Origin of the sequence: Nonomuraea jabiensis (assembly GCF_014204795.1) — a bacterium.
Taxonomy (GTDB): Bacteria; Actinomycetota; Actinomycetes; order Streptosporangiales; family Streptosporangiaceae; genus Nonomuraea; species Nonomuraea jabiensis.
This window is the reverse complement of sequence record NZ_JACHMB010000001.1, coordinates 272,129-291,417: the sequence shown is the minus strand read 5'-3', so window position 1 is coordinate 291,417 and position 19,289 is coordinate 272,129. Positions and strand designations below refer to the sequence as shown.

Annotated in this window: 18 protein-coding genes; 8 read left to right on the top strand and 10 right to left on the bottom strand. The window is 71.0% G+C overall.

Going from position 1 to position 19,289, the window contains the following annotated elements:
• Positions 1–87: 87 nt before the first annotated feature.
• A complete protein-coding gene (locus HD596_RS64570) occupies positions 88–969 on the bottom strand; it encodes a rhodanese-like domain-containing protein (RefSeq protein WP_185067476.1) in 882 nt (293 codons plus the stop codon).
• Here HD596_RS64570 and HD596_RS01260 point away from each other — a divergent pair.
• The 4 genes from HD596_RS01260 (at position 923) to HD596_RS01245 (ending at position 4,165) form a co-directional block, all read left to right on the top strand.
• Positions 923–1,423: an alpha/beta fold hydrolase gene (locus HD596_RS01260; RefSeq protein WP_185067475.1), complete on the top strand. Its 501-nt coding sequence runs from the start codon at positions 923–925 to the stop codon at positions 1,421–1,423. The two genes, HD596_RS64570 and HD596_RS01260, sit on opposite strands and share 47 nt — an antisense overlap.
• A 78-nt stretch (positions 1,424–1,501) precedes the next feature.
• Positions 1,502–2,398, top strand: a complete 897-nt coding sequence (locus HD596_RS01255) for a helix-turn-helix domain-containing protein (RefSeq protein ID WP_185067474.1) — start codon at positions 1,502–1,504, stop codon at positions 2,396–2,398.
• Between the two features lie 107 nt (positions 2,399–2,505).
• On the top strand, positions 2,506–3,510 hold the full coding sequence (locus HD596_RS01250; RefSeq protein WP_221519126.1) for an NHL repeat-containing protein: 1,005 nt from the start codon (positions 2,506–2,508) through the stop codon (positions 3,508–3,510).
• A 61-nt stretch (positions 3,511–3,571) separates the two neighbouring features.
• A complete protein-coding gene (locus tag HD596_RS01245; protein WP_185067473.1) occupies positions 3,572–4,165 on the top strand; it encodes an NAD(P)/FAD-dependent oxidoreductase in 594 nt (197 codons plus the stop codon).
• Positions 4,166–4,278: 113 nt separating this feature from the next.
• Here HD596_RS01245 and HD596_RS01240 read toward each other — a convergent pair whose 3' ends face one another.
• From HD596_RS01240 to HD596_RS01215, 6 genes are all read right to left on the bottom strand, one after another.
• On the bottom strand, positions 4,279–4,854 hold the full coding sequence (locus tag HD596_RS01240; RefSeq protein WP_185067472.1) for a DUF6461 domain-containing protein: 576 nt from the start codon (positions 4,852–4,854) through the stop codon (positions 4,279–4,281).
• Positions 4,855–4,936: 82 nt separating this feature from the next.
• Positions 4,937–5,458, bottom strand: coding sequence for a hypothetical protein (locus tag HD596_RS01235; RefSeq protein ID WP_185067471.1), 522 nt, complete (start codon positions 5,456–5,458; stop codon positions 4,937–4,939).
• Between the two features lie 68 nt (positions 5,459–5,526).
• Positions 5,527–6,069, bottom strand: a complete 543-nt coding sequence (locus tag HD596_RS01230; protein WP_185067470.1) for a DUF6461 domain-containing protein — start codon at positions 6,067–6,069, stop codon at positions 5,527–5,529.
• A 282-nt stretch (positions 6,070–6,351) separates the two neighbouring features.
• Positions 6,352–7,002, bottom strand: coding sequence for a BTAD domain-containing putative transcriptional regulator (locus HD596_RS01225; RefSeq protein ID WP_221520149.1), 651 nt, complete (start codon positions 7,000–7,002; stop codon positions 6,352–6,354).
• A 312-nt stretch (positions 7,003–7,314) separates the two neighbouring features.
• A complete protein-coding gene (locus HD596_RS01220) occupies positions 7,315–8,052 on the bottom strand; it encodes an SDR family NAD(P)-dependent oxidoreductase (protein ID WP_185067469.1) in 738 nt (245 codons plus the stop codon).
• An 11-nt stretch (positions 8,053–8,063) separates the two neighbouring features.
• The gene (locus HD596_RS01215; protein ID WP_185067468.1) at positions 8,064–8,933 is read right to left on the bottom strand and encodes an SDR family oxidoreductase; all 870 of its coding nucleotides are present in this window, start codon (positions 8,931–8,933) and stop codon (positions 8,064–8,066) included.
• 92 nt (positions 8,934–9,025) lie between these two features.
• Between HD596_RS01215 and HD596_RS01210 the strand changes: the two genes are divergently transcribed.
• From HD596_RS01210 to HD596_RS01200, 3 genes are all read left to right on the top strand, one after another.
• Positions 9,026–9,607 (top strand): TetR/AcrR family transcriptional regulator, encoded by a 582-nt coding sequence (locus HD596_RS01210; RefSeq protein ID WP_221519125.1) that lies wholly within the window; start codon positions 9,026–9,028, stop codon positions 9,605–9,607.
• A 54-nt stretch (positions 9,608–9,661) separates the two neighbouring features.
• Entirely contained in the window at positions 9,662–10,831 is a 1,170-nt protein-coding gene (locus HD596_RS01205) for an ADP-ribosylglycohydrolase family protein (protein WP_185067466.1), read from the top strand.
• Between the two features lie 239 nt (positions 10,832–11,070).
• Positions 11,071–13,467, top strand: coding sequence for a DUF4132 domain-containing protein (locus tag HD596_RS01200; protein WP_185067465.1), 2,397 nt, complete (start codon positions 11,071–11,073; stop codon positions 13,465–13,467).
• Between the two features lie 37 nt (positions 13,468–13,504).
• Here HD596_RS01200 and HD596_RS01195 read toward each other — a convergent pair whose 3' ends face one another.
• Positions 13,505–15,088: an ABC-F family ATP-binding cassette domain-containing protein gene (locus HD596_RS01195; protein ID WP_185067464.1), complete on the bottom strand. Its 1,584-nt coding sequence runs from the start codon at positions 15,086–15,088 to the stop codon at positions 13,505–13,507.
• Between the two features lie 271 nt (positions 15,089–15,359).
• Between HD596_RS01195 and HD596_RS01190 the strand changes: the two genes are divergently transcribed.
• A complete protein-coding gene (locus tag HD596_RS01190) occupies positions 15,360–16,367 on the top strand; it encodes an NAD-dependent epimerase/dehydratase family protein (RefSeq protein ID WP_185067463.1) in 1,008 nt (335 codons plus the stop codon).
• 6 nt (positions 16,368–16,373) lie between these two features.
• On the opposite strand, the gene HD596_RS01185 is transcribed toward HD596_RS01190, so the two are convergent.
• Complete coding sequence (locus HD596_RS01185; protein WP_221519124.1) at positions 16,374–17,582, bottom strand: cytochrome P450; 1,209 nt, start codon at positions 17,580–17,582, stop codon at positions 16,374–16,376.
• Positions 17,583–18,101: 519 nt separating this feature from the next.
• Complete coding sequence (locus HD596_RS01180) at positions 18,102–19,007, bottom strand: ADP-ribosylglycohydrolase family protein (protein ID WP_246554053.1); 906 nt, start codon at positions 19,005–19,007, stop codon at positions 18,102–18,104.
• Positions 19,008–19,289 lie beyond the last annotated feature (282 nt).

Sequence of the window (19,289 nt, the reverse complement as noted above, 5' to 3'; positions counted from 1 at the left end):
CTAAAGTCAACATTTCCTACTCAATATATCGGGTTATAGCCCTGGGGGTCCTCGGGCGCGGCCCGGACGGAGGCGAACCGGCCCGGCTCACTGGATCACCCGGAAGTGGTGGGTGCCGTCCCGCTCGAGCTGCCCGACCAGCCCGAACTCCCACGCGAGGTACGCCTCCATAGCCGTCCGGGCGTTGTCCACACCCTCGTACGGGCGCCGGTACCGGTCGGCCGGAGCGACCGCGTAGCGCGCCGGGTCCGATTCCAGTGGTGCGGCGGTGCGCCACGCCGCAGTGCCGCCGTCCAGGCTGAACACCGGCGCGCGGGTGAGCCGGCGTAGGTCTGCCGCGGCGAAGCGCGCCCGCACGCCGGTCGGTGAGGTGACGACGAACCGGGCCGCAGGGCCGATCGCGCCGAGCGCGGCGGGCAGTTGCGCGCGGATGGCGTACCAGGCGCCGGGGATGTGCCCGGCGGCGTATTCCCGGCTGGGCGCGACGTCGATGACGACCGTGGGGGGCCGGCCAGGGCCCAGCCAGGCGCGCAGGGTCGCCACGTCGACGGTGTCGACCTGGGGCGGCTCCGGCAGGGGATCGGGCTCCTCGCCTCGCCGGGTGAGGTCCTCGGGGGCGGCGGGGCTGATCGCCCAGGTCTCCCAGCCCATCTGGGCGAGCCACGATCCGGTCATCGCGGCGCGGACCCCGTCGTCGTCGACGAGGACGATGCGGGCGCCGCGCACCGGCGCGTAGTGGTCGGTCTCCTGGACGAGTTGCCCGCCGGGGGCGTGGCGGGAGCCGTCGAGTTGCCCGCCGGCGAATTCGACCGCTGAGCGGACGTCGAAGACGTAGGTGGTGCGGTCAGGGCGGTGCAGGCCGGGGAGGTCGGCCGTACGGATGAACCTGACGCCGGCGCGCCGGCCGCGTCCGTTGGAGCTGGTGGGCTCCGACCTCGGCGCCGCCGGGCTCGCCGCCCTGCTCGCCACGGCCTCCTCACTTGCGGCCTGGTGGCCGCAGGCGGCAGTGCTCGCGGGCCTGCCCGGCAACGGCTCGCGGGCCGGCGGCGGATGGGAGGACGAGCTCGACATGCGGACCCACTGTCCCACCCACCGCGGCGTCCTGACCGGCGATGCGGCCGTGGAACGCGGCGCACTGGCCGGCGCCGTGCCCCGGGAACTCCTGGACGCGGCATACGAGAGTGCCGCCGAGATCCCGCAGCTGCTGCTGGTCGGGGAGGCCGATCCGCTGGCGGACCGTGACGCGATCGCGCGGGCGGCCAAGACGCTGCCGAGGGCGTGGCTCACCGTCGTGCGCGGCGCCCACCACGACGTGCTCAACGACCTGCAACACCGCTCGGTCGCCGCCGAGATCGTCACGTTCCTGGAAGCACTGCGCAACGAGCTGGTTCCGGCCGTCACCGTGGAGACCAGCGCCTGGTGACCCTGCGGCCACGAACGCGCTCGCCTGACACTGGCAGGGTGTGGCTGGGGTGGGAGCCGGGCGCGAATACTGTCAGCCATGGACGCGAGACGACAGCTCGGCGAGTTCCTGCAGACCAGGCGCTCCCGACTGCAGCCCGACGACGTGGGCGTCACCACCTATGGTGACCGCCGCCGGGTCCCCGGGCTGCGCCGGGAGGAGCTGGCCCTGCTGGCCGGGGTGAGCACGTCGTACTACTCGCGCCTGGAACAGGGGCAGGCCGCCAACGCCTCGCCCGAGGTGCTGGACGCGCTGGCCCGGGCCCTGCGCCTGGACGAGGCGGAACGCCGGAACTTGCATGAGCTGGCCACCGGCGGCCGCCGCCGGGGCCCCGGCCGCCGGCCCGCCCCGGAACGGGTCAGCCCGGCGACGCGCCAGCTGATCGCGACGCTGGGCGACGTGCCCGTGGTGGTGCTCGGCCGGCGCAGCGACGTGCTGGCCTGGAACACGGCAGGCCACGCCCTGTACGCCGGCCACCTGGCCACGGACGATCCTGACACGCCGCGGCAGCGGCCCAACATGGCGCGCCTGATGTTCCTGGACGCGCACACCCGTGACCTGTACGCCGACTGGGCCGCCAAGGCGCGGACAGTGGTGGCGACCCTGCGGACGGCCTCCGGGCGGCACCCGGACGACCCGCTGCTGGCCGCGCTGCTCGGGGAGCTGACGGTCAAGAGCCCGGAGTTCGCCACGATGTGGGCCGACCATCGGGTCAAGTCCGGCGCCGACGCGGCCTACGAGATGCGTCACCCGCTGGTGGGCACCATGCTGGTAACGCAGCAGACGCTGTGGACCGGCGACGGACAGGCGGTGGTCTTCGCCACCACCCCGCCCGGGTCGCCCTCACGCGCCGCGATGACGCTGCTCGTCCACGGCGCGGTCACCGGGACTGCCGCCGCCCAGGACCCTCGGCGCGACGCGCCGGCGCGGAAATGACCGGCTGACTCCTCCCTCACGCCATCCCAGGCGCTGCCGAAGGCGGCGTCCGATGTCACACGCCCGCGAACCGCCGTTCGCGGTGCCCTTACGGAAAAGGATCAGAATTGCGCAACAGGATGCTCACCTTGGCGGTCGCCACCGTGGCGGCCGGGATCGCTCTGGTGACCGTGCCGCCGTCGAACGCGGCGACGATCGCCGCCGTACCGTCCCCTTCGACCGCGCAGGCCCGCCCGCCGGCGGTGACGTCACGGATCGTGGCGCACTTCGACCTGGCCAAGGGCCAGCTGCCGGAGAACGTCGCGCTCGGCCCGGACGGCACGGCCTACGTCACCTTCGCCTCCGCCCGCCAGGTCGCCGCGATCAGCCCGTCCGGCGCCACCCGGATCCTGGCCACCCTCCCCGCCCCCGCCGACGGCGGCGCCGGCACCCCAGCCCTCGGGTTCGCGCTCACCACCGGCATCGTCCGCACCGGCGACGGCACGCTGTACTTCCTGTACGCCAGCGGCGACGCCGCGACCACCGGCCTCTACCGGCTGCGCCGCGGGCAGGAGCCACAGCGCATCGCCGCGCTGCCGGCCGGCGGGCTGCCCAACGGCCTGGCCTACGACGAGCCCGCGAAGACCTTCTACCTCACCGACTCGGTCAAGGGCACCGTCACCACCGTGCCGCTGGACGGTGGCAGCGCCCGGGTCTGGTCGGCGGCGCGTGAACTCTCCGCGACCGGGTTCCTCGGCGCCAACGGCATCAAGGTGCGCCATGGCGCGGTCTGGGTCACCAACCTCGACCGGGGCACCCTGCTGCGGATCCCGATCGACCGGGGCCGTCCCGGACCCGTCCGGGTGAAGGCCGCCGGCCTGGCGGGCATCGACGACATCGCCTTCGCCGGAACCGGCGACGACCAGGTCATCGCGGCCCTCAACGGGCCGAACAAGGTCGTCCGCATCGACGCCGCCGGCCGCGCGAAGACCCTTCTGACGGCCGCCGCCGGCCTGCAGAACCCCACGTCGGTGGCCGTACGCGACCGGACCGTCTACGTGCTCAGCGCCGCCTACACCACGGCCACCGACCCCAACCTGATGCTGGCCGCGCCACCCGGCGCCTCCGGGTGATGGACGCCTACTGAACGCCGGACCAAGTCATCATCAAGTACGCCCGCGTAACCTCTCGGGCATGAGATTGACGGCCGTCGCACGACCTTCCTCTCCCACCAGCCCACGCGTGGTCCGAGCCCGGAGGAGCCCTAAGCCTGTGACGGTCGTCGGGGGCGCCAACTCGGCCGGGCAGGCAGCCCTCTCCCTTGCCGCCCATGGCGCGGCGGTGGATCTGATCGTCCGCGGTGTCGAGCTCGGAGCCCGGATGTCGTCCTACCTGGCCGACCGGATCCGCACGCACTCCCGGATCCGGCTCCACACCGGCAACATGGTTCGCGAACTGGCGGGCGACGGCACTCTCGCGTCGATCGTCGTCGAACGGCCGGATGGACGGCAAGACCGGCTGGCCTGCCGCGCGCTGTTCTGCTTCATCGGCGCCGACCCGGTGTCGAGCTGGCCGGCCGGCCTGGCCAAGGACGACGACGGCTTCGTCCTCACGGACAGCCGGCTGCCCACCAGATCGTCCGGTACGCCCCTGCCTTTCGAGACGAGCGCGCCCCGAGTCTTCGCGGTCGGCGACCTCCGCTCGGGCTCGACAAAACGAGTGGCCAGCGCTGTCGGCGATGGCGCGGGTGCGGTCTCATCCGTCCACGCGGCGCTCGCGAGCGATTGATGCGCCGCCGTGGACCTGGCTGCTGTCGATGTTCGAAGAGCCGAATCGGGTTGCTGAACGGCGGCCGGCACGCGCTCGTGGCAAACCGTAAGACCGCAGAAGAGTGAGCCTTTTCATCCTTCCTTGGCCGGTGCTGGGACGACGCCCCACCTGAACGTGGAGTCCTTCAGCAGCCGCTCCGTCGCCCTGATCCCGGTCAGGTGCTCGACGAGCAGGAAAGCCGGCCCATCGTAGAGATAGGAGAACTGCGGGTAGAGCCGGTCGATGTCCGCCATCGTGTCCACGAGTTCGTCCGGGGTCCCTATCAGATCTCCGTCATCTTCTCCCCAGCAGAATCTGATCTTGCCGTCCTCGCACCAGTAGAAGTAGTCGAGGCCCTTGACGGCGAGTGCGGCTTGGGAGACCAGGCGGGTGCCCTTGGAGAGCTCAGTGATCACACCTTGGCGGGTGCCGAGCCAGTCAGGGTCCACGACGAACGTCCAATCGCCGATGGAGGTGACGCCGAGAGGCTCCCCGGGGTCTGGGAAGTAATCCGAGTCGCCGGGGAAGGGGCCAGGCGTGAAGTCCTCCCACCGACCGCCGAGGCGCGCTACCACCTGTTCAGGCGTGGCGCGCACGTAGATGAAACTGTAATACTCGCAGGAGTATTCGCCGCGGAGCCAAGAGACATCGATGGGCTGCAAAGGCATGTCGCCATGGTGCCAGCCGGCACCGACAGGAACAGATCCCGTCGTCAGGTGATGCGCCGTTGGCAGCGGGGCCTCCTGGGTGTCAGCGCGGCTCGCGCCAGTAGGCGAGGTGTCCGCTCGTGCTCTTGATCACGCGCGGTGTCGACTCGTCCTGAGGCCAGATCTGCAGGAGATAGCGGTCGATGACCTCGTCGGAGGTGTCCACTTCCGCGGCCTCGTCCATGTTCTGAGCGTGGTAGCGCAGTCGGTACCAGCCCGGTCCCGCGGGCAGCGTGGGCAGCTCATGGACGTCCCCGCCGCCCCACTCGTACAGGGCCAGCTGTCCGGCCTCGGACTTCAAGCTGATCTCCACGATGTCCTCGTACCCGTGGGTGTCGGCCCCTGGGTCGTGACCGGCCACGGTCACCGAGAAACCGACCGCTCCCGTGTGCAGGCCCGTGATCAGGAAGGCGTCGCCGCCATCCACCCGTATGATCCCGACGGGATGCACAGGATGGTCGGCGGGTATGCCCTCCGGGCCCATGGCGTCGTCGGTCTCGTCGATCAGGTACGCCTGCCCATAATGAACGCCGAGTTCGAACGACACAGTGCGAGGATCGGTCATGGCCGGCAAGTCTAGGATCATGAACTGACATTCCCAGCCATGCAGGGCCAGGTCGGCGATCCGGATCTTCAGAGGTGGTCGGTGGATCCGATCAAGGCCGGACCGGCATAGCGGGCGGGAGACAGGTGGACGCCCGTAGCGCGCTCGGCAAGGGCGAGAGCGCTGGAGACTGGATCGGTGATTTCCGGCTGCTCACCGGCGATGTCCATGCCGAGAGTTTCGACATCCGCTTGGAGCCGGTCAGGGTCGGAACCTCTGCGGCGAGAGTAGGCGTACAGGCCGAACGTGGTGATTGATCGGCCGTCGACGCAGTACGTAAAGCCGTCGTTCTTCATGGTCATGAACACCGCGGCTGCGGCCGTGCCTGCGGACAGCAGAGGAGCCTGGTCATGGATGGCCCGCATCCAGCCGGACTCGACTAGAAACGTTCCGCCGTCGGCGGCATATGCCGCGACACCGCAGACGGACAACTCGGCCACCGAACACGGGGTGACGCCCATCCGCCGCAGGGCCTCCCCAGGGGACACATCCCGTACAAAGCCGGCGGAGAGCCAGGTCTCTCCCATGTCATCGGTGAACTCCTCTCGGAGCCACCCGTAGGACGCTGCCATGGCACCACTCATTCGTCTGCCTTCCCTCGGGGAGCCAACGAGGTGATCATGGCAGGGCGGGCCGACAATGGCGACGGCCTCGGCCGCGGCAGCGCCACCCGGTTCAGGACGGCAACTCCCAGGGGCCGTACAGCGCGTGGTGAGCGTTCGTGGTGAAGGCCCAATAGCGCTCGCCGTAGGACCAATGCCGGTAGGCGGTGCAACAGGCCTCGCCGTCCTCCGGCGGGGCGGCGTTGACCGGCGTGCCCATCGGCAGCTCGGCGCCGGTGGAGGTGCACAGGGTCAGGTCGACCGCGCCACGCTCAGCCGTACGTGCGCGTAGCCCCCCTCGCGGTCGGCCAGCCTCGGATCGACGCGGATGGCCTGCACGGTGCGCAGGTCCACGAGCGGTTCCCCGCACTCCTTCACGGGAACTGCGGCGATCCGCGGGTCGGACAGGAGCACGATCTTCGGCAGGGACGACTTCCCGACGCCGCCCTGGCCGGAGATGACGCAGATCGGGGTGGCGCCGGAGCCGGTGAGATGGTCACGCAGCGCCCCGATCTCCTTCTCGCGCCCGGTGAAGTCGGGCACCGGCGAGGGCAGCTGGCGCGGCATGCGGGGTGCGGCCTTGACCGGCCTGGCCAGCGCGGGGTCGGACCGGAGAATGGCCTCCTGCGCCTGGCGCAGCTCGGGCCCGGACTCGACGCCCATCTCCTCGATCAGCACCTGGCGGCCCTTCTGGCAGACGGCCAGCGTGTCGGCCTGCCTGCCCACCTGGTACAGGGCCACCATGAGGTCGCGGCGCAGCCGCTCGCGCGCCGGGTGCAGCGCGACCAGCTCGGCCGGCTCGTCGATGATCCGCTCGTCCTGCCCGGCCGCGAGGTCCGCGGCGATCCGCTCCTCGGTGACCGCCAGCCTCAGCTCTTCCAGCCGTACGGCTTCCGCGCGCAGTTACGCGCCGCCGATCCCGCCCAGGGCCTCGCCGCGCCAGAGTCGCAGAGCCGTACGGAAGGTCTCGCCCGCCCGCCTCCCCGTGCCGCCCCTGCTGGGAGAACTGCCTGCCATGGGTGACGAGCCGCTGGAAGAGGTCCCGGTCCAGGACGCCCGGGGGGATCTCGGCCAGGTAGCCGAGCCGTGGGAGACGATGACGTCGGGCAGCCCAACCACATCGACACCCAGGGCATCGCCCGCTGACGGGTCGCCGATGGTCCGGATCGTGCGTGGGGCGTGTCGCGTCAGGCGTCACGCCCCACCGCTGTGCCGTCAGGCGATGGCGCCGAGCATGTAGCCGCCGTCGGCGAGGACTTCGGAGCCGGTGGCGAAGCGGGCTTGGTCGGAGGCGGTGAAAAGGATGAAGTCGGCGATCTCGGCGGGGGCGGCGTTGCGGGGGACGGCGAGGTTGTCGACGGGGACGATCGGGTTGCCGTCGGGGTCGTAGGCCAGGGGCGTTTCGATGATGCCGGGGTGGACGGCGTTGACGCGGATGTTGTCGCGGGCGAGCTCTTTGGCGGCGGCGCGCGTGAGCCCGCGCAGTGCCCATTTGCTGCTGCTGTAGGCGACGAGGCCGGGCGCGGCGGTGAGCCCGGCGATGGAGTTGACGTTGACGATGGCGCCGCCGCCGGCCTTGCGCATGGACGGGGCCGCGGCGCGGATGCCGAGCAGCGCGCCGGTGAGGTTGGTGTCGAGCACCCGCCGGAACTCGTCGAGCGGGATGCTCTCGGTGGTGCCGATGCGCAGGTAGGCGGCATTGTTGATCAAGATGTCCAGCGGTCCGAAACGTTCCTCGGTCCGGGCGATCGCCTCGGCCCACTCTGTCTCGCTGGTGACGTCGAGGCGGACGCCGAGGCTGTTGCCGCCGGCCTTCTCGGCGACCTCGTCGTAGTGGCTGCGGGACGCGGCGACGACGTTCGCGCCGGCCTGCGCGAATTGGACGGACAGCGTGGTGCCCAGGGCGCCGGAGGCGCCGGTGATCAGGACGGTCTTGCCGGTGAAATCGAACATGGCGGGCTCCTTCAGTGAGAGGTGGTGAGGGCAGGGGCGTGGACGACGTCGTCGGCGTCGGTGGAGTAGGCAACGCTCCGCCCGGCCTCCAGGGCTTCGAGGCGGTCGCGCAGGGCTGCGGTCGCCAGCTCGTACGCGTCGGAGCCCAATGTCAGGCGGAGCGGCGCCTCGGCCTGGTCGGCGGAGGCGATGATGGCCGCCGCCATCTTGGCGGGGTCGCCAGGTGTGGGCAGCGGGGGCAGTTCGCCGGAGAGCACGCGTCGCAGCTGCCCGGACGGGCCGTCGGCGTATTCGGGCAGCGGCGCGCCGAGGACGGCGCCGCCGGCCCCGAAGTTGGTACGGGACATGCCGGGCTCGACGATCGTGACGCCGATGCCGAACGGCGCGAGCTCGGCGGCGGAGGACTCCCAGAATCCCTCGATTCCCCACTTGGTGGCGTGGTAGAGGCTCATGGCGGGGAAGGCGATCTGGCCGCCGACGCTGGCGATCTGGATATAGCGTCCGCCGCCCTGCCGGCGCAGCTGCGGGGTGGCGGCGCGGGCGAGCTGGATCGAGGCGGTGAGGTTGGTGGCGATCTGCCGGTCGATCTGCTCGTCGGTGAGCTCCTCGGGCGCCCCGAACAGGCCGTACCCGGCGTTGGACACCACGACGTCGATGCGGCCGAGGTCGGTGAACGCGCGGTCCACGACCTGGCGCAGCGCGGTCGTGTCGGTGACGTCCAGGCGGGCCCGCCACAGTTGCCGGCCGTAGCGGGCCGCCAGGTCGTCGAGGGACTCCGGGCGTCGTGCGGTGGCGGCGACCCGGTCTCCTCGGGCGAGCAGTTGTTCGGTGAGCTGACGGCCGAAGCCGGAGGAGGTCCCAGTGATGAACCAGGTACGCATGGGGGTGCCCCTTCGTTTGTAACTAACTAGATACATTCATACGGCACGCCGCGCCGTATGTAAATCCCTGGATAGTTATGTACGATGGGTGCATGCCACCTGACGCCACCGAGACCAAGCGGCGACTCATGAAAGCGGCGGTCGACGAGTTCGCCCGGTACGGTCTGGCCGGTGCCCGGGTCGACCGCATCGCCGAGAACGCCGCGGCCAACAAGCGGTCGATCTACATGCACTTCGGCACCAAGGAAGAGCTGTTCGACAAGGTCGTCGCCGACACCTTCCTGCAGCTCGCGGCATCGATCCCCTTCGGCGACGACCACCTGATCGGCTACGCCGGCGACCTGTTCGACCGCCTGGAGAAGTGGCCGCACATCCGGCGGCTCTACCTGTGGGCAGGGCTGGAACGAGAACAGTCCTTCGAGCCCGAGGTCGAGGGATACCGCACGAGGGTCCTCGCGATCGCGGCCGCTCAGCAAGCGGGCAAGCTCCGCGCCGACATCCCGCCGGCCGAACTCATGGCCATGGTGATCGGAGTGGTGATCAGCTGGGACAGCGCCGCCTGGTCGCTGAAGGCGCTGCAACCGGAGTTCGGTTTCCACGATCTCGCCAGCCGCCGGGCCGCGGTGGTGAGCGCCGTGGCCGGGCTCGTTCAGCCGCCCCGGCCCCGCTCCTGAGACGGATCGCGTCCTACTCTCGGTGAGGGTTCGTTCGACGAATGGGAGGCGGTCATGGAACTCTCCCCGGAGACGCTGAGCGTGTATCGCGGGCGGGTCAGAGGGTGCATGCTGGCGGGGGCGATCGGTGACGCGCTCGGGGCGCCGGTCGAGCTCGACTCCATCGCCGCGATCAGGGCACGGTACGGCGATTCGGGCCTCACCGGGTTCGCCGCTGAGGGCGGTGGACGGGTGACCGACGACACGCAGCTGACGCTCTTCACCATGGAAGGACTGATGCGCGCGGACATCCGCGGCACGCACAAGGGCATCTGCGACGTACCCGCCGTGGTACGGCACGCCTACCTGCGGTGGCTGGACACCCAGGAGCACGCCGCCCCGCCACCCGCGAGAGACGATCACGTCCGTAACGGATGGCTCCGGGAGCAGCGGTGGCTGTACAGCCGTCGTTCCCCCGGCTCGGCCTGCCTGTCCGGGTTGCGGGGCGAGGTCTGGGAGCCTCTCGAGTTCGACGAGTTCGCGGTGGAGGGCCGGGCCGGGCCGGTCAATCCCGGGTCCAAGGGGTGCGGCGCGGTCATGCGGTCCGCGCCGTTCGGGCTGCTGGACTGGCCGGATCGCGCGGTCTTCGCGTTGGCGGCGGAGTGCGCGCGGATCACGCACGGCCATCCGACCGCCTACCTCGCGGCGGGGGCGTTCGCGATGCTGGTCCATTCACTGGTGCACGGTGCCGGCCTGCGCGAGGCGGTGGACGGAGCGCTGGGCCGCCTCGCCACGTGCGCCGGGCACGAGGAGACCTCGCGGGCCCTGCAGGCGGCGGTCGAGCTCGCCGATCGCGGACAGCCTTCGCCGGAGCGGGTAGAGACGCTGGGCGGCGGGTGGGTGGCCGAGGAGGCGCTGGCCATCGCGGTCTACTGCGCCCTGGTGGAGCAGGCTCCGGCCGGTCATCGAGGGGACGGGTTCGGCGCGTACCCGGGGATCACGCCGTTCCAGCAGGCGTTGCTGCTGGCGGTCAACCACTCCGGTGACAGCGACTCCACGGGCGCGATGTGCGGCAACCTCCTGGGCGCCCGTTACGGGGACGCCGTCCTGCCGGGGGAGTGGCTGGTCCGGCTCGAAGGGCGGGCCACCATCACGGAACTGGCCGATGACTTCGCGACCCAGATGACGGACGGCGGCGCCGCGGCTTACTGCGAGGCCTGGTTCACCAAATACCCGGGCGTTTGACCTCTGGCCCGAACGCCCAAGCTCCGGCTCGCGCCCGCCTCCTGATTGTCGGTGCCCGTTGATAACTATGGCCTTGCACGTTGACCGACCGACGACGATGGAGCCCCCCATGGCCACGGCCACCTTCACAGACGCGAGCGCCACCGGCAGGTGCTCAGCCGAGATCGCCCTTCCCGCTCGGCCCGACGCGAGCCGGGCGCGCGAGCTCGTCGGTCTCGTGTCGCGGGCCGGAGGCTGACATGGGCGTGCTCGACAACTTTCCCAGGTCCCACGGCTACCTGCTCAACTACCGCCTCAAGGGGCTGCCGCGTGAGCTGTTCGCCCGGTACGACGCGGGCCGGCGGCCCGGCGCCGACGAGGCCGGGCGCCGGGCGTTCGGCCTGTGGGCGCAGCTGCGGCTCAGCCTGGGCGACAAGGGCGGCCACGAGCACCCGGAGGAGGTGCTCCGGCTGGTACGCGAGGTGGCCGATGACGACATCCCCTGGACGTTCGAGGACACGCGTTCCCTGTGGGCGATCGCCGACGCGCTGTCGAGCTGCGGTCACACCGGCCACGCCGAGCTGTACCGGATTCCGCTGGCCGCCATCGCGACGCTCGGATACCCCGAACGCCGTCAGATCCTTGGTGACGCGCCGCCGTGGCACCCGGCCCACCGCAGCCCCGGACGGGTCGCGTTACGCAAGGACCTGGAGCGCGTCCTCACCGAGCCCCCGGAGCACGGGCCGGCCGGGGTCGTGCGCAGCCTGGTCTGGGACGGCGACCCCATCGCCCGGGCCATGGCGGGCAAGTACGCCGCCCGGCTGGCTGACCCCGCCGTGCTGCCGCTGCTGAAACACTGGCGCAAGGCCAAGGCCAACAGGGCCAGCGAACCCTGGCTCGCCAAGGTCCGCACGCTGCTCACCGACGACGGCGTGGCGGTGCTGCGCGAGATCCTCTCCCGCCTGGCCACCCATCGCGAGAGCCGCGAGCCCGGCGGCAGGGTCTTCCTCGACCGCCACACCGCCCTCCCGCTGCGCGGCATGCTGTGGACCTGTGAGGTGATCGACGCGCCCTGGGTGTCCACGCTGCTCGGCGACGTCGCCATCAACTGCGGCATCGGGCGCAACGGCACCGGCGGCGCTGCCGTCTGCCGCAACGAGAGACTGGCCAACGCCGCACTGAACGTGCTGGCCAAGCGGGGCGGCCTCGACACGGTGGGCGTGCTCGCGCGCGTGCGGGCAAGGCTGCGCAGGCCGGCCCTGCTGGCGAAGGCGTCCGATGCCCTCGACGCGGTGGCCGTACAGGAGGGATTGAGCCACGAACAGCTCGTCGACCGGACGGTCCCGGCCTTCGGGCTCGGGCCCGACGGGGTCCGGGAGGAGGAGGTCGGCGGCTGCGTCGTCCGGCTCGACGTCGACGGGCCGGTGCTGCGGTTCGTCAACGCGTCCGGGCGCGTCGTCAAGTCGGCGCCCCAGGCCATCCGCAAGGATCCGGTGCTCGCCGATCTCAAGGCCACGCTGAAAGACCTCAAACGCACGCAGGCCGCCGAGCGGCTGCGCCTGGAGCAGATGCTCATCGTCCAACGGGAGCTGCCCTGGCAGGAGGCCGAGCAGTACTTCTTCGACCATCCGGTCACCGGCCCCTACACCCGCGCCCTCATCTGGCGGCTCCCCGACGGGTTCGCCGGGCTGCCGGTCAGGAGCGGGGGCGGCTGGGCACTGGCCGACGCGAGCGGCGAATCCGTGCGTCCGGGCGCCGACACGCCCGTCCGGTTGTGGCACCCCATCCAGGAGAGCGCCGAGGGGGTGCGCGGCTGGCGCGACCACCTGCTGGAGCGGGGGATCAGGCAGCCGTTCAAGCAGACGTTCCGCGAGGTCTACCTGCTCACCCCGGCCGAGGAGCGCGCCCGCACCCACTCCGACCGGTTCAAGGGCCACTTCGTGCGCTACGGGCAGGCCAAGGCGCTGCTGGAGCAGCGCGGCTGGAGCGGGCTGTCGATCGGTCACTGGGACTACGAGTGCGACGGCGACGTAGGGGCGGCCGTCAAGACGCTCGCCGGCTGGCAGGCGAGCTGGGGCATGCAGGTCGCCTCCGACCCCCGGCAGGACGACTGGGGCACGGCCTCCTGCGCCGTCACCGACGCGATCCGGTTCCGCCACGCGGATCTTCCCGGCGACGCGCCGCTCACCGAAGTGCCGCCGCTGGTGCTGTCGGAGCTGCTGCGCGACGCCGACCTCGCCGTGGGGGTCGGGTCCCTGGGGCTCGACCAGCAGGCGGCGGCCGGGCACGACGGCTACGGGCAGTCGTACGGGTTCGGCGAGCTGAGCGAGACCGCTCGCACGCGGCGTGACGCGCTGGCCCGGCTGCTGCCCCGGCTGAAGATCGCCGACCGGGTCGAGCTGACCGACCGGTTCCTGCGCGTGCGGGGGCACCTGCGCACCTACCGGATTCATCTGGGGTCGGGCAACATCCTGATGGAGCCGAACGACGCCTACCTGTGCATCGTCCCCGGCCGCGACCGCTCCGCCGCACCGGTGTTCCTGCCGTTCGAGGAGGACGGCGGCATGCTGTCGGTCATCTTGTCGAAGGCGTTCCTGCTGGCGGACGACACCGGGATCAGCGATCCCAGCATCACCCGCCAGCTCGTCGCCACTTAGGCACCTGCCGCTCGGAAGCCCTCCTCGCGTGGCGTGATCAGACCAGGGTGATCAAATCGGCGTACCCGTCGTTCCACAGGTCTTCAACCCCGTCGGGCAGCAGCAGCACCCGGTCCGGCCGGAGCGCCGCGACGGCCTCCTGGTCGTGCGTGACCATCACCACGGCCCCACGGTACGCGGCCACCGCCGCCAGCACCTCGGCCTTGGAGGCCGGGTCGAGGTTGTTGGTCGGCTCGTCCAGCAGCAGCACGTTGGCCTGGGAGCTGACCAGCCCGGCCAGCGCCAGCCGGGTCTTCTCCCCGCCCGACAGCACCCCGACGGGCTTGTCCACGTCGTCGCCGCCGAACAGGAACGACCCCAGCACCGTCCGGGCCTCGCCGTCGCTCAGGTGCGGGGCTGCGGCGGCCAGGTGCCGCCCGACCGTGTGCGCCGGGTCGAGCGTGTCGTGCTCCTGGGCGAAGTAGCCCAGCCGCAGCCCGTGTCCGTGCACGACCCGTCCCGAATCGGGCCGCTCGTACCCGGCCAGCAGCCTGAGCAGCGTGGTCTTGCCCGCGCCGTTGAGCCCCAGGACCACGAGCCGGCTGCCCCGGTCGACGGCCAGGTCCACCCCGGCCAGCACCGGCCGCCCGCCGTACGACTTGGCCAGGCTGATCGCGCCGAGTGGCGTGCGGCCGCTGGGCGCGGGCTCGGGCAGCCGGATGCGCGCGACCTTCTCGGCGGCGCGGGGCGGGGGAGTCTCGGCGAGCATGCGTTCCGCGCGCCGGGCCATGTCCCTGGCCCTGGTCGCGGTGGCCACGTTGGAGCGCATGCGGCCGGCCTGGGCCTGAAGCGCGGCGGCCTTGCGCTCGGCGGTGGCCCGCAGGCGCGTCCTGCGCCGCTCGTCGGCCTCGCGGTCGGCGAGGTAGGCGTGCCAGCCGGTGTTGCGCGCCTCCAGCGCGCCGTGCTCGACGTGCCAGACGCGGTTGACCACGTCGGCCAGCAGCCCGGTGTCATGGGTGATGAGGACCAGGCCCCCGGTATGGCCGGCCAGGAACGAGCGCAGCCAGGCTACGGAGTCGCCGTCGAGATGGTTCGTCGGCTCGTCGAGCAGCAGGACGCCGGGCTCGGCGAACAGTACCCGGGCCAGCTCCACGCGGCGGCGCTGCCCGCCTGACAGGTCGCCCACCGGCCGGTTCAGCACCCGGTCGGGCAGGCCGAGCCCGGCGGCGACGCGGGCGGCCTCGGCCTCGGCCGCGTAACCGCCGCGGGCCTGGAACTCGGCCTCGACCCGGACGTAACGGGCCATGGCCCGCTCGTCGCCGCGCTCGGCCAGGGCGGACTCGGCGGCCCGCAGGTCGCGGACCGCCCGGTCGAGGCCGCGAACGGACAGGACGCGGTCGAGGACGGTGACGGCCGGGTCGGCGGCGGCCGGGTCCTGCGGCAGGTAGCCGACGGGGCCGGTGCGGACGATCTCGCCGGCCGCGGGCGGGAGCACTCCGGCGAGGGTCTTCATGAGGGTCGTTTTGCCGGCGCCGTTACGGCCGACCAGGCCGACGCGGTCGCCGGCGGCGACGTGGGCGGTGACGCCGGACAGCAGGAGGCGGGCGCCCGCACGTACGTCGAGGCCACGGAAGGTGAGCATGGAACTGCACTCCGGATTTGCTAGAGGACACACGGGTGGCGTGGGAGCGGGTGTCCTGGCTAGGAAATTCGGGGCAGAGCCATGAGGCCGAGTGTAGGGGCGGGTCTGGAGGGTCGCCATCCATTTACCGGCCGGTTGCGGTGCTCAGCACCAGCCCAGTCCGGGTGCGCGGCCGGCACCGGGGTGGCGGCGCCGTGCCGCAGGTCATGCAGCCGGACCGGCGGCAGTCCGATGCCCTCGAGTTTTGACTGTGGCGGGTTAAGATCGGCTGATGACGGTCCACGGCCGAAGCGCCTTTGTCATCGGAGGCACGGGGCAGATCGGCCGGGCCGCAGCCGCCCGGCTCGTCGCGGCCGGGTATGCGGTGACACTCGGGCAGCGCCGGCTCCGTACGGACGCCGCGGAGCTGGATGGCGTGGTGTCGGTCCAGGTCGACCGGGCCGACACCGAGGCGCTGCTCAAGGCCCTCGACGGCCACGATCTGGTTTTGGACACGGTCGCGTTCACCCCGTACCACGGTGCGCAGCTCGCCCAGCTGGCCGGCCGGGTCGGCTCGCTGGTGGTCATCTCGACGGGAGCGGTCTACCAGGCTCCCGGCCTGCCGGTGCCGATCCCGGAGACGTGGCCGACGGTCGAGCGCGACGCCCACGACTATCCGGCGGGGAAGGCGGCGCTGGAGCGCTGCCTGCTGGCGACGCCCGGCCTGCCGGTCAGCATTCTGCGTACGGGCGTGCTGCACGGCCCGTACGGCAAGTCGCTCGATCACTGGTCGTTCATCAAGCGGGCGCTGGACAGGCGGCCGTACGTCGTACTCGCTCAGGACGGGCGGAGCCGGTTCCCCACCACGGCGGTCGCGAACGTCGCCGAGCTGATCTATCTGTGCGCGCGGCACCCGGCGGCCCGGGTCCTCAACATCGCCGACGACCCGCTGACCGTCGCCGAGATCGGCGCCAGGATCTTCGCCGTCATGGGCCACGAGGCGGAGATCGTCACCTTCGCGGGCCCGTCGCGTCCGGACGGTCTGGGTTTCCATCCGTGGAATGTGCCGGAGCAGATCGTGTTCAGCCTGGACAGGGCCCGTGCCGAGCTGGGATACCGCCCCGCCGTCTCCTACGACGACGCGCTGCGCCAGGACATCGAATGGGCCGCCCGCGCCGTGTCCGAGGCCGAGGCGGGCGGCGGAGGCTGGCAGGATGTCTTCCCCGATCTGATCGTTCGCCACGGCCCCGACGTCTGGTTCCCCTATGCGGCCGAGGACGCCTATGTCGCCGGCGCGTAGGCGGCACTACCAGGCAACAGGCATCGCGTGCAGCCCGAAGAACGGGGCATCGTCGGCGAACGGCAACTCCTCGAACCCGACCGCCAGGCGCAGCGTCGGTATCCGGGCCAGCAGCGTGCCGAAGGCGATCTGCAGCTCGGCGCGGGCGAGGTTGCGGCCGATGCACTGGTGTATCCCGTAGCCGAAGGCGACGTGGTGGTGGGCGGACCGGCGGATGTCGAACTCGTCCGGGTTCTCGAACGCCCGCTCATCACGATTGGCGGACGCGGCCAGCACCGTCAGGCGGTCACCGGCGCGGATCCGCGCGGAGCCGATCTCCATGTCGGCGGTCGCGATCCGGTCGAAGCTGACCCAGTCCTGCACCGAGTGGAAGCGCAGCAGCTCCTCGATCGCACCCGGCAGCAGGCTCGAGTCGGCACGCAACGCGGCAAGCTGCGCCGGGTGCCGCAGCAGCGTGAGTACGCCCAGGGAGATCGTGTTCGCGGGCGAGTCGTAACCTGCGAGCAGCAGGAGAAAACCGATGTTGATCAGCTCGTCCGTGGTCAGCTCACCGGTGGGCAGATGTTTAGCGGCCAGCCGCCGGATCATTCCCTTGTGCGGTTCACGCTCCGCGCTGCGGATGAGCTCGCGCAGATAACCGCGAACGTCCCTGGACGCCTGGGCCGCCACACTCGGATCCATACTCGTCACCGACAGCATCCGCAGCCGTGACTCGAAGAACTCGTGGTCGCCGGCCGGGATACCGAACAACGCGCAGAGGACCCGTGCCGGAAACCGGCGCGCGTACGAACCGACGAGGTCGGCGGGCGCTCCGGCCTCCAGCACCTCGTCGATCGCGGTATCGGCGACGCGCTGGAGGGCCGGGCGCAGGGCGTCCATCGGACGGGCACCGAGCTCCGAGATCAGCAACCGCCGGAACCGGCTGTGTTCCGGTGGATCCATGTCGACGAAGAAGCCGTCGTCGGGGCGATCGTCGTCGGGCCCGCGAGGCCGTTCAGGGCGTCCGGTGTTCGAGCTGATCCTCGGGTCGCTGAGGATCTGCCGCGCCTCGGCGTGGCGGGTGACCGCCCAGACCGGTGCGCCGTTGGGCAGGGCGGCTCGGACGACCGGCGCGGTGGCACGCATCCGCTGATACTCGTCCGGCGGGGCGAGCGGGCAGGTCCGCTCCATCGGGAAGGTCGGTGTCGCGGTGGTGTTGGGCTCGGATGTACTCATTGCGCTTCCCCGTTCGAGCCGGATGCCACTCCGGCGAGGTCATCGGGCAATCGCTCCAGCGCCACTGTTGCCGGCCATCGTGTGTTGGCAGATGCGTCTGTTCAGGTAGTGCCGATGCTAAATCGGGTGGTTCAAAAATTGCTAGTGATGGCATTTTCCGGATTTGTCATGCATAATCCCCTTTTATTGTGATCAACGGGGGCGGAGGAGGTCGTCGGCGGCTGCGGCCAGAACCGACGGCTCCAGCCGGGCGAGCCCGTCCAGGGACGTCGTCCACGCCTCAGTGCCGAGGATCCCGGCCGTGAGGCGGCGGGCGCGGGCCGGCTCGGCGTGTGAGGATCTACAACGATCGCTACCATGTGGACCACCCTGAGCTGGCCCTGCCGTCGGCTGAGTACGAAGCCCTCGACTGAACCTCTGAACGCCGCCCCATCGCGATCGCCCAGCCCACTTCACGAGGGCGATCCGCTTCTCGTCCGACGGTCATCGGGTGATCCTTCCCAATGGCTGCCCAAGGGGTCAGGCGGACTCATGGTCGAGTGGTGGGGCGCCTGCCCAGTCGGGTAGTGGCTCGCATCTTGCTCTCCACAGTGGTGGAAGGTGATCGCGCTCGGAAGCTGCGATGATGCCGCCGACGATGGCGCACGTGGTGTCGACGTCCCCACCGGCCGCCGCCGTGGTCCACATGGCCGCCTCGAAGTCATGGCGACAACGAGCTGCCACCCAGAGGGTGAACGGGACCGTGTCGTGAGCGCTGACCTGTCGCCCGTTCCCGAGCATCTGGGCGGCCAATGTGGGGTCGCTGATGGTGAGGAGCTGCCGGGCTTCGGCGATGCCGTCGTGGACCATGCTCTCGGGCACGTGTTCGCTGATTCGATCGAGGAAGTGCCCGGCGGGCAGGTCGGAGTCGCTGACGGTCAGGGCTGTGGCCACCGCGACGGCTACGGCGCCGGCCACCGCTTCGGGATGTGTGTGAGTTACCTGCGCTGACAGGGTGGCCTGTTGGACGACGTCGGTCAGGTCGTCGGCGAACCAGGCGCCGAGCGGTGCCACCCGCATCGCGGCACCATTGCCCCACGAGCCCTTGCCGTCGAAGAGCTCCGCAGAAAGCGCCCGCCAGTCGCCTCCTTCACGTACCAGCCGGAGCATCCGGTTCGTCGCCGGGCCGTACCCGCGGTCGAAGTCATGACGGGTAGCGAAACTCGTGGCGAGTTCGTCTTGGTCGATGGTGCCGTGGTCGGCCAGGACGCGGTAGATGGAGCACGCCATTTCGGTGTCATCCGTCCACTGCCACGGGGCGGGTGGAAGAAGGCGAGAGGAGAGGGCGTGACGATTGGTCGGAACGAAGAATTGGGAGCCGAAGGCGTCGCCGAGGGCCAAGCCGTGAAGGGAGGCTGCGGTCCGCGCCAGGAGCTGAGCTGACATCAATCTCATTGTGACGTACGTCGGCTGTTCACCGACGATGGCCGCGCTCCTGAGGTCGCTGCCTCCCTGGGTTCTGCGTCGGCTGCGGCCTCTCGTGCGTTCGGACACTGTCCTGGTGGTGGCCGCCGGCGTCGGAGGGCTCGGTCAGGGCCGCGATGGTGGGGCGGGTCTCGTGCCCAGGTGCGGCGCGGCACCAGCGCGAGCTGGCGCCCGATCGCCTCGGCGGGCAGCTCGCCTCTTGCGGACGTGCTCAGGACCAAGCGGGATCGTGCCGGGCACGCT